The sequence below is a fragment of the Clostridium sp. UBA1056 genome (genome assembly GCA_002316385.1).
Taxonomy (GTDB): domain Bacteria; phylum Bacillota; class Clostridia; order Clostridiales; family Clostridiaceae; genus Clostridium_J.
Genome location: DCDL01000051.1, coordinates 106,618 through 122,991 on the forward strand (window position 1 = coordinate 106,618; position 16,374 = coordinate 122,991).

Annotated in this window: 12 protein-coding genes and 1 riboswitch; of the genes, 9 read left to right on the top strand and 3 right to left on the bottom strand. The window is 29.9% G+C overall.

From position 1 onward, the window contains the following. Window positions 1-209: 209 nt before the first annotated feature. From B3W71_RS12810 to B3W71_RS12825, 4 genes are all read left to right on the top strand, one after another. Window positions 210-584 (top strand): hypothetical protein, encoded by a 375-nt coding sequence (locus tag B3W71_RS12810; RefSeq protein WP_346889323.1) that lies wholly within the window; start codon window positions 210-212, stop codon window positions 582-584. A 129-nt stretch (window positions 585-713) separates the two neighbouring features. Then, window positions 714-2,135, top strand: a complete 1,422-nt coding sequence (locus B3W71_RS12815; RefSeq protein WP_346889324.1) for a VanW family protein — start codon at window positions 714-716, stop codon at window positions 2,133-2,135. Between the two features lie 358 nt (window positions 2,136-2,493). Next, complete coding sequence (locus B3W71_RS12820) at window positions 2,494-3,159, top strand: HDIG domain-containing metalloprotein (RefSeq protein ID WP_346889325.1); 666 nt, start codon at window positions 2,494-2,496, stop codon at window positions 3,157-3,159. Between the two features lie 27 nt (window positions 3,160-3,186). Next, entirely contained in the window at window positions 3,187-4,167 is a 981-nt protein-coding gene (locus B3W71_RS12825; RefSeq protein WP_346889326.1) for a biotin--[acetyl-CoA-carboxylase] ligase, read from the top strand. A gap of 166 nt (window positions 4,168-4,333) precedes the next feature. Here the strand turns inward: B3W71_RS12825 and B3W71_RS12830 are convergent, their stop codons facing one another. Next, window positions 4,334-4,828: a metallophosphoesterase family protein gene (locus tag B3W71_RS12830; RefSeq protein WP_346889327.1), complete on the bottom strand. Its 495-nt coding sequence runs from the start codon at window positions 4,826-4,828 to the stop codon at window positions 4,334-4,336. A 363-nt stretch (window positions 4,829-5,191) separates the two neighbouring features. Between B3W71_RS12830 and B3W71_RS12835 the strand changes: the two genes are divergently transcribed. The 3 genes from B3W71_RS12835 to B3W71_RS12845 all read left to right on the top strand — a co-directional run bounded on the left by B3W71_RS12835 (window position 5,192) and on the right by B3W71_RS12845 (window position 8,050). Further along, complete coding sequence (locus B3W71_RS12835; protein ID WP_346889328.1) at window positions 5,192-6,691, top strand: YjjI family glycine radical enzyme; 1,500 nt, start codon at window positions 5,192-5,194, stop codon at window positions 6,689-6,691. Window positions 6,692-6,893: 202 nt separating this feature from the next. Further along, window positions 6,894-7,028, top strand: a complete 135-nt coding sequence (locus B3W71_RS12840; RefSeq protein WP_346889329.1) for a hypothetical protein — start codon at window positions 6,894-6,896, stop codon at window positions 7,026-7,028. A gap of 170 nt (window positions 7,029-7,198) precedes the next feature. Then, window positions 7,199-8,050 carry a YjjW family glycine radical enzyme activase gene (locus B3W71_RS12845; RefSeq protein ID WP_346889330.1) on the top strand — a complete coding sequence of 284 codons (852 nt, stop codon included), beginning with the start codon at window positions 7,199-7,201 and terminating at the stop codon, window positions 8,048-8,050. 157 nt (window positions 8,051-8,207) lie between these two features. On the opposite strand, the gene B3W71_RS12850 is transcribed toward B3W71_RS12845, so the two are convergent. Further along, the gene (locus tag B3W71_RS12850) at window positions 8,208-9,833 is read right to left on the bottom strand and encodes a Na/Pi cotransporter family protein (RefSeq protein ID WP_414632032.1); all 1,626 of its coding nucleotides are present in this window, start codon (window positions 9,831-9,833) and stop codon (window positions 8,208-8,210) included. A 245-nt stretch (window positions 9,834-10,078) separates the two neighbouring features. Next, window positions 10,079-11,704, bottom strand: coding sequence for a Na/Pi cotransporter family protein (locus tag B3W71_RS12855; RefSeq protein WP_346889332.1), 1,626 nt, complete (start codon window positions 11,702-11,704; stop codon window positions 10,079-10,081). A gap of 262 nt (window positions 11,705-11,966) precedes the next feature. On the opposite strand from B3W71_RS12855, the gene B3W71_RS12860 reads away from it, so the two are divergent. Together B3W71_RS12860 and B3W71_RS12865 are read left to right on the top strand one after the other, a co-directional pair. Continuing rightward, complete coding sequence (locus tag B3W71_RS12860) at window positions 11,967-12,413, top strand: hypothetical protein (protein ID WP_346889333.1); 447 nt, start codon at window positions 11,967-11,969, stop codon at window positions 12,411-12,413. Window positions 12,414-12,674: 261 nt separating this feature from the next. Further along, window positions 12,675-12,758, top strand: a riboswitch (cyclic di-GMP riboswitch). A gap of 48 nt (window positions 12,759-12,806) precedes the next feature. Then, window positions 12,807-16,374: collagen binding domain-containing protein (locus B3W71_RS12865; RefSeq protein ID WP_346889334.1), on the top strand; the 3,568-nt coding region annotated here is incomplete at its 3' end.

The following is a 16,374-nucleotide window of genomic DNA, read 5'->3' on the forward strand; positions in this document are numbered from 1 at the left end:
AAGGATTACAAAATATTAAATTTATAATTTTATTAATTTATTTAAAATCTATATGGGGATTTTAAATTATCAATTGGCTATAACTTTTAAAATATAAATAAAAAATCAGCTCATTGTAATTATGCAATGAGCTGATTTTCTATTTTATCTAGAATATTTCATGAAATACTACACAAGCTAATTTAAATATGATGAGAGGAGAATTTTATATGGAAAGAAGAGAGAGAAGAAGAAATAATGAAAATATTATTTTAATTATTATTGCATTAATAGTTGATTTTATCGTAGTGTATCTTTTATTTTACTACGGGTATATGAAACGTACTGTTAGTAGTCATGAAGATAAAATTTATCCTCAAGTTTTTATAGAAGACATTGAGATTGTAGGAAAAACTAGAAGTGAAGTTGCAAATCTATTAAATGAGAAAACAGAAGAACTTATTAATAATGATATTAATGCAAAGGTTAAGGACAAGGAGGTTAGGAATGTAACTCTTACTAAGGAAAATGGAAAGTTAAGGGTTAGTGAGAGGTCTGTAAAAGAGAAAATGGATAGAAATATAATAAATAGATTGCATACGTAAAAACACTTTGTTAAAAATTTATAATAGAGAACAATTCTGTAATAAAATCGTAATGAAAATATGATTAATATATGGTATACTTTATATGTTAATTCAATATTTTAATTGTAAAATGAAAGGAATGTTACTATGGATATGAATCTAGAGAATGGTGAGAATAACACAGAGCTTTCACCAAACCCAGATGTGAAAAAATCTAACAAAAAATCTAAGATCATAGCAATTTCTTCCGTAATAACTATAGTTCTTTTAGTATTTATAGGTACAACAACATATATATATACTACTGTATCTAAATATGAAAATTTAATTATGCCTGGTGCATCTATTGAGGGCATAGATATAGGTGGTAAAACAAAGGACCAAGTAATACAAGAACTAAATAGTAAATATAATGATGAGATTGGTAGCAGAAACATTAAAATTAAAGCTGGAGATAAGGAATACGCTATTAACTATACCGACTTGCATGTAGAGTTTAATATAGCGGAAACCGTAAACGAAGCCTTTAAGTATAATAGGGATCTTGGATATATAGACAAATTGAAAGCCATAACAAGTCCTGAAGCAAAAGACTTTCCAATAACATTTACATATAATAATGAAATTATAAATACTGTTGCTAATACTATGGAAAGTGAAATTAATGTTGATAAACAGGAGGCTACTATAACAAAATCAGGCTTAGATTTTAATGTTACTGAAGAAGTAATTGGTAAGAGATTAGATGTACAAGCATTAATTGATGATATTAATGCTAAAGTAACAGAAAGTAAAGAGGGAAACATAGAAGTAGTTGCAACTATAAAAGATGATGTACCTACAAGAACTAAGGAAAAGCTATCAACTATTGATACAGTAATTGGCACTAAAACTACTACCTTTGGAACTTCAAACTGGAACAAAAGTACTAATATATCATTAGGAGCTAAAACTGTAAATGGTATAGTATTAATGCCAGGAGAGAGCTTTAGTTTTAATACTATTGTTGGTGACACTACTCCAGATAAAGGGTATCAACCAGGTGGAGTCTATGAAGGAGATAAAGTTGTAGTTGGATATGGTGGAGGTATTTGCCAAGTATCTTCAACTCTTCATAATGCTGTATTAGACTCAGGAATACTTCCAGATCAAAGATTAAATCATAATATGACAGTACCGTATGTACCTGCGGGACTTGATGCAACTATTGCTTATGGTTGGATAGATTATGTGTTTACAAACCCTTATCAATATCCTATATATATAGAAGGATATACTAGTGGTGGAAATGTAACATTTAATATATATTCAAACTCTGTAGCTAAGGGCGGAAAGACTTATAGCTTTAGTTCAGAAATCTATGAGACAATTCCTGTAACTGTAAAATATGAAGATGATCCAACCCTACCTGTAGGAACAGAAAAAGTTACTCAACCAGGATCGCCAGGATATAAAGCTAAGGCATATAGAACTACCTATGAAAATGGAAATGTAGTTTCAACAGAGCTCATGAATAATGATAAATATGTGTCACAACCCCAAATAATAAAAAGGGGTACTAAAAAGTAGCTGAAAAGCCTACTGAGAAACCAAAAGAAGAGGCAACTCCACCAGCAGGGAATGCAAGTGATAAGCCTGCTGGAAATGGAAATTAAGATAAGGTATCTATTTAATAATTTAATATTAAATTAATGTATCCTTAAGTAATTAATACCCTATAGATAGACGAGATAAATGTCTATACTATAGGGTATTTTATCTAAAGTCTTTAATTTAAATAGATTTTAAATTAATATAAAATTATAATATCTTATGTAAAATAGATTATAAACCTAATCAGAAGAAAAGATTCTGTACTATATATAATTAGTATTATATATGTAAATAATATTAATCATATATGTTTTCAAAGGAAGGAGAAATTTCAATGAATTATTTTGAAGAATTCACAAAGCATCTTTTAGAGGATGAGAAACCATCAATATATTTCAATAATTTAGTAGAAAATAAAGCTTATCCAGATATATATCCATATAATATGATTTTGAAATTAAAGGAAGTAGATCAAAATCCAAAACATCATCCTGAAGGAAATGTTTGGATACATACCATGATGGTTATAGATGAAGCAGCTAAAAGGAGAGATAAAAGTAGAAATCCAAAAGGGTTTATGTGGGCTGCATTTTTACATGACATAGGTAAATTAACTACTACAAAGATAAGAAGAGGTTGGATTACGTCCTATGACCATGATAAGGTCGGAGCTAAAATGGCAGAGGAATTTTTAACACATTTAGAATTGAATGAGGATAAAGAGTTTTATAATTATGTACTAAACTTAGTAAGATTGCATATGCAGATTCTGTTCATTGTAAAAAATAATGAATTTGCAGATTTTAATAGAGTTGCCAAAAGTGGTTGTATTGAAGATATAGGACTTCTTGGAATATGTGATAGGTTAGGTAGGGGACCAAAGAGTGAAGAAGAAGTAAGAAAAGAAGAGAAGAATATTGAAATTTTCTTAGAAAGGTGCCAAAATTATATTGATAAGAGAAAGAGAATGGCAGAGATATATAATTTGCCTGAGAAATAATAAAGAGCTTAGGAAGGTAAGTATTTAATGAAGAAGAAAATATTGAATATACTTAGAAGCAGTAAAGATGAATATATTTCCGGAGAAAGAATTAGTGAAGAATTAGGAATTACTAGAGCTGGAATTTGGAAGCATATTAAAAGCTTAAAGGAAGCTGGATATGTTATAGAATCAATTTCTAATAGAGGATATAAGCTAGTGAGTACTCCAGATATTATAACTGGTGAAGAAGTTTCACCTCTTCTTACAACTAAGTATATGGGAAGAAACTTTATTCATTATGATGAAGTAGATTCTACTAACATTCAGTGTAGAAGAGAGTGTAGTAATAATCCCATTGAAGGAATGGTAATAGTGGCAGAGGAACAAACTACTGGGAAGGGGAGGCTTGGGAGAAGCTGGGTTTCGCCTAAGGGAACAGGAATATGGATGTCTGTAGTGCTAACACCTAGCATACAGCCTATAGTAGCGCCTAGAACTACTCTGATTGGTGCAGCAGCAGTTTATACAGCATTGAAGGATATGGGTATTTCTACAGGGATAAAATGGCCTAATGACATTGTTATTAATGGTAAAAAGATATGTGGTATATTAACTGAAATGAATGCAGAAATAGAAAGAGTAAATTATGTGATTATGGGAATTGGTATTAATGTTAATATGGAGTCTTTTCCAGAAGAAATAAAAGAAAAAGCTACATCTCTTAAAATTGAATTAGGAAATAAAGTAGATAGAAAAGAACTTATAGCCAATATATTAAATAACTTAGAAGATTTCTACGAAGATTTTAAAAACACAGGAGATATAAGTAAAGTTATAGAAATTTGTAGAGAAGGCTCATTACTTATAAATAAAGAAGTAAGGGTATTAAGTGGAAGTAATGAAGTTATATGTACTGTGCTAGATATCGATGATGAAGGAGAATTAATAGTAAGATATAAAGATGGTACTGTTAGTAGGGTATTCTCAGGGGAAGTATCCGTAAGAGGAATTTATGGATATGTTTAAATTGATTAAGCCTATTATATAAAATGAATATTATGGAAAGTTTGAAGGAGCTTTCGCAAAATGTATTACTAATCTAAATAAATATTGAAGATATACTTTAATATTTATTTAGATTAGCTTATTTTGCGAAGGCTTCTTTATTTAAAATGAATAATAAATATTATATCTATTTAAAAAAGTTTACTGAGGCTGATATAGGTAAACCTTTATTAAGTTCTAAAATAATATAAGAAAACCAAGGTTCTTTTCGCTTATTTGTAGAAGAACCAGGATTTAAATACATAGTCTTTCCTTTAGTAAAAATACAAGGTTTATGGCTGTGACCGTATATTATTATATCAAGTTTATCTTTTTTAAAAGTCTCAATTACATTATCTATAGTTTCTTTTTTATTTCCATCCCCATGGCAAATACCAATTTTATAACCTTCCAAAGTTAATATATGCTTTTCAGGAACTAAACTTCTTAAATTAGATTTATCATTATTTCCATAAACACCTACAAATTCTGATTTTTCTTTAATTAGAGAAATTACTTCAGGGGAGGTATAATCTCCTGCATGAATTATTAAATCTACATCTTTTAATTTCTCATCCAATATATGTTTTAACTTTGAGTAATGCTTATTCATGTGAGTATCAGAAATAATTCCGATTTTCATTTTAGGTTTCACCTCAACTTAAAAAGATATCTACATTATTAGTATAAGCAGAAATTCTTATTTGTGTAATTTACTTTTTAAATTTAAGTTTAAATTTATTTTAAAAAGGATATATAAGGGTAGAATTTTCATGAAGTTAAAATATTATTCAAAAGGTTTACATAATTAATAATTATTCTTCATTAGGTAGTAGAAAAAACTCTTAAATTGATATATACTATAATTAAGATAAATTTATTATAAACATTGCATTATTGTAATAAAGTACGGCTTAATTATATTGTATTTAGTTAATATGATGTAGTTAAGCAGGAATAACATAATAATATTTACTTAATTTCAATATGTCATAGGAGTGATAAAATGAAAGATAGTATAATGAATATTATTAAAGACAAGACTTTAACTTATGAAATGAAAGTTTTAAATTTAGCTAGGGAGTCAGAGAATAGTTTAGATGTATTAAATAAATCTGACAGAACAAAAATGTATGAAAATGCAGGTGTTATATGTGACCTTAAAGAAGGTGATGCCCCATATAGACCTAGATACATTGTACCTGACTATGAAGCATTTATGAAAAATGGAAGCGAGTTTTTAAACCTAACTCCTGCAAATGATATATGGGATGCAGTAAATAATTTACTTATTCTGTATAAGCATGTACCATCAATTACATCTTTCCCAGTATATATAGGAAATATTGATACTCTTTTAGATCCGTATATAGAAGATGAGAAAGAAGCATATAAAGCAATTAAATTTTTCTTAAAGCATATAGACAGAACTATAACTGATTCATTCTGTCATGCTAATATTGGACCAAAGGATACTAAAGCCGGAAGAATAATTTTAGAAGTAGAAAGAGACCTTCAAAATGCTACTCCTAATATAACTTTAAAATATTCAAAAGAAACTAGTGATGAATTTGCAGTTGAAGCAATAAAGACAGCTCTTACATGTGCTAAACCAAGCTTTGCCAACCATGAAATGTTTAGTAGTGAGCTAGGAGAAAGATATGGAATAGCTAGTTGTTATAATGGACTTCACATTGGTGGAGGAAGTTATACGTTAGTTAGAATGGTACTTTCAAAACTTGCGGCTCTAGCATATAATGAAGAGCACTTCTTAAATACTGTATTACCAGATGCTGTAGAGGCAACGCTTGATTATATGGATAAGAGAGTTAAATTTATAGTAGAAGAAAGTAACTTCTTTGAATCAAGCTTCCTTGTACGAGAAGGTTTAATATCAAGTGATAGATTTACAGCAATGTTTGGACTAGTTGGTCTTGCTGAATGCGTAAATACTATTTTAGGAGCTACAGAGCAAAAGGATAGATTTGGATATAGCGAAAGAGCTAATAAACTAGGTGAGACTATTATAAATAAAATGTATGATATGGTTAATGCTCATGAAAATAAATATTGCGAATCTACAGATAATCATTATTTACTTCATGCTCAAGTTGGAATCGAAAGTGACTTTGGAACAAGTCCAGGTTGCAGAATTCCAATAGGAGAAGAACCAGCATTACCAGATCACCTAATTCAAAGTGCAGTATTCCATAAATACTTCCCATCTGGAATTGGTGATATATTTAAGTTTGATGAGATGGCTAAGAAGAATCTTAAGTCAATTTTAGATATAATCAAAGGTGCATTTGCATTAAATATGAGATATTTCTCACTATACTGTGATGATTGTGATGTTATAAGAATTACAGGATATCTTGTTAAGCGTTCTGACATAGAAGCTTTAGATAGAGGAGAGCAAGTACTTCAAGATACAGTAGCTCTTGGATATGGAGCTGTTAAAAACTCTAAGATTCTTGAGAGAAAATTAAGAGATTCTGATAAATAGAGTTCTTTGATTTAGAGGGAGTTTTAACTCCCTCTGAAGCTTAGAAATCGTTATCCAGGGACGTAGCTGTTCTTTACTCCCACTTTGAAGAAGATGGAGTTTAGAGCTGGTAGTCATCGGATTAACAGAGTTCTTAGCTTCTTCGAAGCTTAGAAATCGTTATCCAGGGACGTAGCTGCTCTTTACTCCCACTTTGAAGAAGATGGAGTTTAGAGCTGGTAGTCATCGGATAAATAGAATTTATAATAGAGGCCGTTCTAATACAATTTTAGCAAAAGCTTATAGTATTGGAACGGCTGCTATGTTATCAGATAAGGCATCTTCAAAAAATAAATAAGTCAGAATGTTCGTCTATTTTGAGTTATACTGCGTCAACAGAACCCTTAGATAGTGCTACTATCNNGAACCTGTTTCCTTGTCTAACTCAAAATATACTTCCCATCTTTGACTTATTATTTATTTTCAGATGCCTAATTAAAATGCTATGAGAGAATTGGAGGGGGAAGTATGAGTAAGAAACAAGAAACTATAGGCTATGTTAATAAAATAATACCTTTTAGTAATGTGGATGGGGAAGGCAATAGAATGGCTATATTTCTTCAAGGATGTAATTATAATTGTCTTTATTGTCATAACCCGGAAACTATAAATAGGTGTGTTAATTGTGGAGAGTGCGTATCAGTTTGTGAATATGGAGCTTTAACTATGGTGAATGGCAAAGTTGAATATAATATTGATAAATGTGTTAACTGTGATTGCTGTGTTGCTATCTGTAAGAAGAATAGCAGTCCTAAAATAACAGAAATAACTGCTTTAGAGCTACTTGAAAAAATTGAAAAAGTTAAGTATTTTATTTCAGGAATAACAGTTTCAGGAGGAGAGTGTACACTTCAAAGAGATTTCTTAAAGGAGCTATTCACAGAAGTAAAAAAGCTCGGATTAACAACTTTTATAGATACTAATGGTTCTATACCAATATATAAAGATAAAGAGCTATTAGAAGTAACAGATAAAACTATGATAGATTTAAAAGCATTTAAGCCAGAAGAGAATAAAATGCTTACAGGGATGATGAATGATACAGTGATAGAAAATATAAAAGAACTTGGGAAGCTTGATAAGATATATGAAATTAGAACTGTAGTAGTACCGGGAGTTTTTGATAATAAGTATACTGTAGATATGGGAAGTAAGCTATTAGCTGAAATTAATCCTAATATCCAATATAAGCTGATCAAATATAGACCTATGGGCGTAAGAAAAGAATTACTTGAAACTACAGTACCTACTAATGATTATATGAAAGAATTAGAGGCTATAGTTAAAGCTAATGGATGTTCAAATACTATAATAGTTTAGTTATATTATTCAATATTTAAGAGAAAATCTAGCAAGAAAATTTACATGACTTTCGTGGAGATTTTCTTGCTATTTTGTGAAAAAAAGGGATAAAGCTACAATTCGAATATTTGAATTGTAGCTTTAAAAATGTTTATAAATTTATTTTAGGGAGATATTATAGTTCAGAAAGTATTTCAGCGATGTTAACAGCATGATCGCCAACTCTTTCAAGATTACTAATAATATCTAAGAACATAGCACCCACTGTAGCACTGCATACGCCAGTATTTAATCTTCTAATATGAGAAGACTTTAAGCTCTTTTCTAAGGAGTCTATTTCACTTTCTATAGATCTAACAGACATAGCTTTTTCTATAGTATAGTGAGAAAAACAATCTATACTATAGTCTAATGAGCTTATACATAACTTGGACATTAAATTAAGTTCGTCTATAGCAGCACTTGAAAAATTAATATTTTTTGCATTCTTTTCCATAGCCCAATCAGCAATGTTTTCAGCATGATCACCTATACGTTCTATGTCATTTACTACATGGAAATAGGAGGCCAAAACTGATCTTTGTTCATCTCCAATATCAGAGTTAGAGAGCTTTACTAGATATTTAGTTATATCAGTTTCAAGAATGTTTATCAAGGCTTCATTTTTATATACTGAATTTATAATATCTAGATTGCCATCATTAAATCCTTTTAGGGCTATTTCTAGATTCTCTTTTGCTAAATTTCCCATTCTAATAATTTCATTTGTACATTGACCAAAGGCTATTGTAGGGGTTTCTAATAATCTATCATCTATATATTTAACTCCAGCAACTTCTTTTTCATCTTCACCGGGAAGTATAAAGTTAACTAAGCCTACTAAGTATTTAGTGAATGGTAATAATAATATAGTATTTACTACATTAAATATTGTATGAGCATTGGCAATTTGCTTGGCTACAATTTCCCCACTTACTCCTGGAGTAATAGTTGTTACAGCAGTTAATAGTAAGTTCGAAATTGGTGGAACTAAGAAAATAATACTACCAATTATATTGAAAAATAAGTGAATTAAAGCAGCTTTCTTTGCAGTTTTTGAAGTTCCAACACAGGATAGTAGAGCAGTTACGCAAGTACCTATGTTTGTACCATATAAAATCGGGATAGCAACATCAATTGGAAGACTTCCAACAGAAGCTAGAGCAACAAGAATTCCGGTAACAGCAGAAGAACTTTGTATTATTGCTGTTATACATAATCCTAGTAAAAGGCCTAAGATTGTTTTGCCTTTTAAACTTAATATAAGTTGCGTAAATATTTGAGACTCTTTTAATGGTGTCATGGCATTAGACATTAGAGTAAGACCTAAAAAGAGTACACCAAAGCCAAGAGCTATATTACCACTTTCCTTAAATTTTTTATCCTTACAGAAAAGAACTAGAACAGCACCACCTGCAATGAATACTGGTGTGATTGCACTAAAGTCAAAAGTAATAAGTTGGGCAGTAACTGTTGTTCCAATATTTGCTCCCATAATTACATAGGCAGCTTGGAATAAGTTCATAAGACCTGCATTTACAAATCCTACTATCATAACGGTTACAGCACTACTGCTTTGAATTATTCCTGTAACGATAGTTCCGGTTAAGACTCCTTTAATTGGATTTGATGTAACCTTATCAAAAATACCTTTTAGTTTCTCTCCTGCTAGATTCTCAAGACCATCTCCCATAATTTTCATACCATAAAGAAATAATCCGATTCCTCCAAAGAGATTAATAAGTAAAGTTAACGTTTCCAGCATAACTAACCTCCATCGGTTTTTATAATTTTTATAATTCCTATAATTAAGATACGATATAAAAGTCGTAATGTTAATAGCGCTTTACAATATTTAACAAGGCATAAAGAAGAATTAACAACAGATAAAGAAAAATTAACGTGAATTTAACAAAAGGAGATTTAAATATGTATAAATAGAAAAAGCTATAATTTTAAGATTAAAAAATCCTAAAATTATAGCTTTTTATAAGAATATTTTTAGGGCTAAACTTGGGAAAGTATTTCGGCAATATTAACAGAGTGATCGCCGACTCTTTCAAGGTTACTAATAAGATCTAAGAATAAAGTACCTACAACGGCATCACATGTACCATTATTTAGCCTTTTAATATGAGATACTTTTAATTCTTTTTCCAAGGAGTCTATTTTTTCTTCAAGTGTTCTTACATCTAAAGCTTTTTCATAACTATAATCAGAGAAACACTCTATGCTATGTTCTAATGCTTCTATACAGGTGTTCACCATTAAGCTAAGTTCTTCAACTGCATCTTTAGAGAATTTAATATTTTTAGAAATTTTATCTTTAGCTAAATCAGCAATATTTTCTGCGTGGTCTCCGATACGCTCTATATCGTTAACAGCATGAAAATATGCAGCTATAGCAGTTCTTTGATCGTCTCCAATATCAGAATTGGAGAGTTTAACTAAATATTTAGTTATATCCGTTTCTAGCATATTTATAAGATTTTCATTCTTATAGACTTTATCTATAGAGTCTAAATTGTTTTTAGTGAAGCCCTCTAAAGCAGCCTCTAAATTTTCCTTAGCTATAGTACCCATTCTAATGATTTCATTAGTTGCTTGACCAAAGGCTATAGTAGGAGTTTCTAATAATCTATCATCTATATATTTAACTTCGACAACTTCTTTTTCATCCTCTCCAGGAAGTATAAAGTTAACTAAAGCTACTAAGTACTTTATAAATGGTAATAGTAATATGGTATTAACTACATTAAATATTGTATGAGCATTGGCAATTTGTTTTGCTACAACTTCACCAGCTACACCAGGAGTAATAGTTGTTACTGCGGTTAATAATAAATTAGAAACTGGTGGAATTAAGAATATTATACTACCTATTACGTTGAAAGATAGGTGAATTAGTGCCGCCTTCTTAGCAGTTTTAGTAGTTCCTAAACAAGATATTAGGGCAGTAACACAAGTACCTATATTAGTACCATATAAAATTGGAATAGCTATGTCAATTGGAATACTTCCAACAGAAGCTAAAGCAACTAAAATTCCAGTAACTGCAGAAGAACTTTGAATTATAGCAGTCATAGCAATTCCTAAGAAAAGACCTAAAAGAGTATGTCCCTTTAAACTTAAAATAAGATTAGTGAACACTGGTGAATCTCTAAGTGGTGACATAGCATCCGACATTAAAGTAAGACCTAAAAATAGAATACCAAAACCTAAAATTATATTACCTGATTCTCTAAAATTTTTGTTTTTAGTAAATAGTACTAAAACGGCTCCAATAGCAATAAATACAGGTACGATAGCATCAAAATTAAAGGTAATTAATTGAGCAGTTATAGTAGTTCCAATATTAGCACCCATAATTACAGAAGCTGCTTGAGATAAGTTCATAATACCAGCATTAACAAATCCAACTATCATAACAGTTACAGCACTACTACTTTGAATTATAGCAGTAACTATAGCACCTGTTGCTACACCTTTAATTGGATTAGATGTGATTTTATCAAAAATGCCCTTTAGCTTTTCACCGGCTAGGTTTTCGAGACCATCCCCCATGATTTTCATACCAAATAGAAAAACTCCAAGACCTCCTAAAAGGTTAATGACTAAAAATAATGATTCCATAGTGGCAAACCTCCAGTAAACAATATGTATTTTAAAATTGCATTCACTCTAAAGATACAATGAAATTAACTTTAGAGTAAGAGGAAAGCATTTTATTTAACAATAATTAAAGAAGATTTAACTTAAAATTAACAGAAAATATCTCTTATAAAAAGTTTTATAAGTATTTTGTGTATTTCGCTAAGAAAAAATGTATATAATAGAGAAGGAATGTTTAAAGGAATATAGAATTATATATAATATAAGGAAAGGATGTGGGCTTATGGAGTTTAAAGATATAATAAAAAAAGCTAAAAAGACTGAATATTTAGGACATTTTGATGTAATAGAACATAGAGAATGTATTAAAAATCTAGTTATTTTTGAAAGCGAAGCTGATAACCTTGAAAAAGATATTCCAGAACCATGGTTTATAAGAAAAAAGGAATTTGATCGTGTGAAAGATGATTCACCAACCTTAGTTAAAATAAACATATTCAATAGAGTGGCAGATTCTATAGAGGATATGGTAATGTACGACGATATAAAGGAAAAGGATATTGAGCTATTAAAGAAGTATCCAGAAATTACAAGAAGAATTATAGATAGAAAATATGAAGATTTAGATAAAAGTATTAATAAGATTAAAGAAGATAAAAAAGGTAAGTTAATTCCAATAATGAATAAAGCAAAAAATTGCCTTGAGGAAATTGGAAGAAGACTTAGTTGATAATAAAGAGAATAGAAAGAGATGTATAAGTAATATTAAAAGCTAGTATGGAGTAATAAAATGGAACCTATAGAATAGGCACTTTAAAAAGACTATTCATATAGGTTCTTTTTTGTGTAGCACATAGTTGGAGACTAAATTTAATTAAATTAATAGACATTTAATTTGAACTATATACATATATTTCTTTTGATGATATATATTTTACATAAATGGCATATTGACGAATATCTATATGCCATGATAAAATTATACATATAAAATTTTTAAGAAGACATTTAAGAATATAACTAATTTGGGCACTTTGTGTATTCTTAGTCAGTAGTGCAACCGATCTTATTTAATATAAGGTCGGTTTTTTGCTGTAAAAAATTATTAGGGAGGAGCAATTTTATGAAGAAAAAAAAATGTAAATCCAAACTAAAGAAGAGATTATCTATTTTCATGACCTTTGTTATTGTAGTTTGTCAACTTTTTTACTTTATTCCTACAGTACAAGCTAATGATGAAGATATAGAAGGTGATTTTCAATTTATAACTGATGTAATTTTAGCTAATGGAGAAGGTAACGCAATAAATGAATCATCAAATCCTATAAGCAGAAATTCAGAAGTTAAACTAACCTATAAATTTACTATACCTAATCAGGGTACAGTAAAAAAAGGTGACATTTATAATTTGAAAATACCTAAGGAAATACAAATAATAAGTAATTTAAACTTTCCTATTACTCTTGATAATGGTAATACAATTGCAAATGTTAAAATTGGAACTGATGGAAACATTGAAATTACCTTTACAGAATTTGCGGAGAATAATTCAAATGTTTCAGGATTCTTTTACATTGATACTAAATTTGATCCTGAACAAATAGGAAAAGAGAATACAGTACCTATTACATTTGAACTTGGAGGAAATTCATCTCCGGTTGTAATTAATGTAAACTTTGAAAAAACTGAGATTCCTAAAGCATCTGCTAGGAAGACAGGAAGCTATGATCCATCTAAAAACGAGATTACTTGGGAAGTGACTATTAATCCAGAAGAAGTTAAGGTTAATAATGCTGAAATTGTGGATAACATTCCAGAAGGACAAGAATTTATACCAGGATCTGTTGAAGTAAATGGAATTAGTGCAGATACCACAAATTATTACTATGATAATGTCAGTAAAAAATTAGTTTATAAGTTTCAAAGTGTAATAGATACTTATAAAATAGTTTCCTTTAAAACTAAGGTTACAGATCAAAAAGCTTTTGAATCTGAAGGAGCTACAGTATATGAGTATAATAAAGCAGCCTTTAATCATGATGAAACTAGTGTAGATTCTAATGAAGCATCAGTTAGGATCGTTACAGACTTTATTAGAAAAGACGGGATGTATGATGCAGCAACAAAGAAAATTAATTGGACAATTTATGTAAACAATAATGGCAGAAGTATTCCAAATGCTGTAGTTATAGATGATATACCTAATGGATTAACTTTTACACCAGATAGTGTTAAGGTAGATGGGAATTCAACTAAGGATAATTACACTATAAATGGACAAAGATTCATTTATAGTTTTCCAACTGCTATCAATGAGCCGCATAAAATTGAATTTTCAACAGATGTAACGGATGAAGGGGCATTTAATTCTAATGAGTGGAAAACTTATAATAATAAAGCAACTTTAACTGGTGATGGAGTTCCAAGTAATGCTTCAGATGAAAAGGGAGTTACAGTACCCACTAGCCTTATTTATAAGTTGGGATCAGGATACAATGCAGCTACAGGAGAAATAACTTGGGAAATCGTGGTTAATTGGAACGAAGGAACTATAAAAAATGCAGTAGTTACTGATAATATACCATTAGGACAAGAATATGTAGAAGACTCTGCTACTATAAATAAAACTATTCCAGGAGGAAACTTTGACTATGTGCCAGTAGTAAGCAACCAAGGGAAAACTGGAACACTAACTTACACATTTAACGGTGATATTAATGAAACTTATGTAATAACTTTTAAAACAAAAGTAACAGATCCTAATGTCTATGCAGGAAATAGAAATGAAAAATATTATAATGTTGCTAAATTAACGGGGGACAATATTATAACTTCAACGGCTCAAGGAGAACAAAGTGTAAAGAGCCAAGTTATCAATAAGGTTAGCCAGGATTACAATTATGTTACAAGAGAAATTACTTGGAAAGTAGTAGTTAACAAAAACAAAATGACCCTTCCTAATGCCTACATTACAGATGTTATAAAGGAAGGACAAGAATTTGTTCCAGGGTCTGTTATCATTAATGGAACCGCTGCAGAAGCATCAAACTATAGTTATGATGAAGCTGATAAAATCTTAAGATATAATTTCCCTAGTGAAATTAAAGATGAGCAAGTAATAACCTTTAAAACTAAAATCACAGATACTTCTGTATTTAACACTAATGGACAAAAGGAATTTAAAAATACTGTTAAGCTAATAAATGATTTAACACCTAATGGTATAGAAAGCACAGGAATAGGAACGATAAAAAGTACTTTAATAGATAAAAAAGCTGACTATACTAGTGGAAATTCTTATATTGATTGGAATGTAACAATTAATTCTAACAAAGTATTAATTAAAGATGCTGTTTTAACAGATACGCTGCAAGAAGGTCTTGAACTTGATACTACATCCATAAAATTATATAAGCAGGTTTTAAATCCTGATGGAAGTCTTGAAAAAGGAGATGAAGTTAATCTAGATCATAATAATGTAAAATATAATATGGAAACAAGAGAATTTACATTTACATTACCTTCTATAACAGAAGAAGCTTATAGTTTAACGTTTAGAACTAATGTAGTTGATAAGAAAAAGTCACCGTTTACTAACTCGATATCATTTATAGGCACAGGAATGGAGCAATCATCAAGTTCAGAGAATGTTAATGTTATATTCCAAGGCGCTGGTGGCGGTGGAGTTGGTGAAACTGGTAGCATTAATGTTATAAAAGTAGATAAAGATAACGAAAATATAAAATTAGAAGGAGCAGTATTTGAACTTCTTGATAAGTATAAAAATGTTATAAGGACTTCAGATCCAACGGGAGCAAGTGGAGAGGCTATATTTAATAAATTAAGATTTGATATAGACTACTATGTTAGAGAAAAGACTGCACCAACAGGCTATTTGTTAAGCAATGAATTGTATACATTTCAACTTAAAAGTACCAAAGATGAAAAGAATATAGCATATAATTATGGAGATGAAAAGATTACAGGTGAAATTGAATTCTTTAAAACCGGCGACAATAATACTCCTCTTAAGGGAGCAGAGTTTACTATTTATAAACTTTCAGATACTTCCTATGGAAATCCTTTAGCTACTGCATTAAGTGATGAGGATGGAAAAGTACAATTTAAAAATGTGGAGTATGGTGAATATGCCATAAAGGAAACAAAAGCTCCAGAGGGGTATATTATTTCAGACGAGGTGTTAACTGCTAATATAACTGAAAATGGCAGTACTGTGAAAGCAAATCCTGAAAGTATATCTAATACAAAGATCAGAGGAAGTATAGAGTTTTCTAAACTAGATGAAAATGAGAAGCCACTACAAGGATCAGAATTTAAGCTATATAAAGAAACAGATAAAAACTTTGAAAGCCCTATAGGAATATCTATAAGTAATGAAAATGGATATGTGAATTTTACAAATGTAGAATATGGAAAGTACAATATAAAAGAAACAAAAGCTCCAGAGGGATATGTTATTTCAGATGAAGTGTTAACTGTTAATATAACTGAAAATGGTAGTATTGTGAAAGCAAATCCTGAAAGTATATCTAATAGAAAGATTAGAGGAAGTATAGAGTTTTCTAAGCTAGATGAAAATGAAAAGCCATTACAAGGAGCAGAATTTAAACTTTATAAAGAAACAGATAAAAACTTTGAAAATCCTATAGGAGTAGCTATAAGTGATGAAA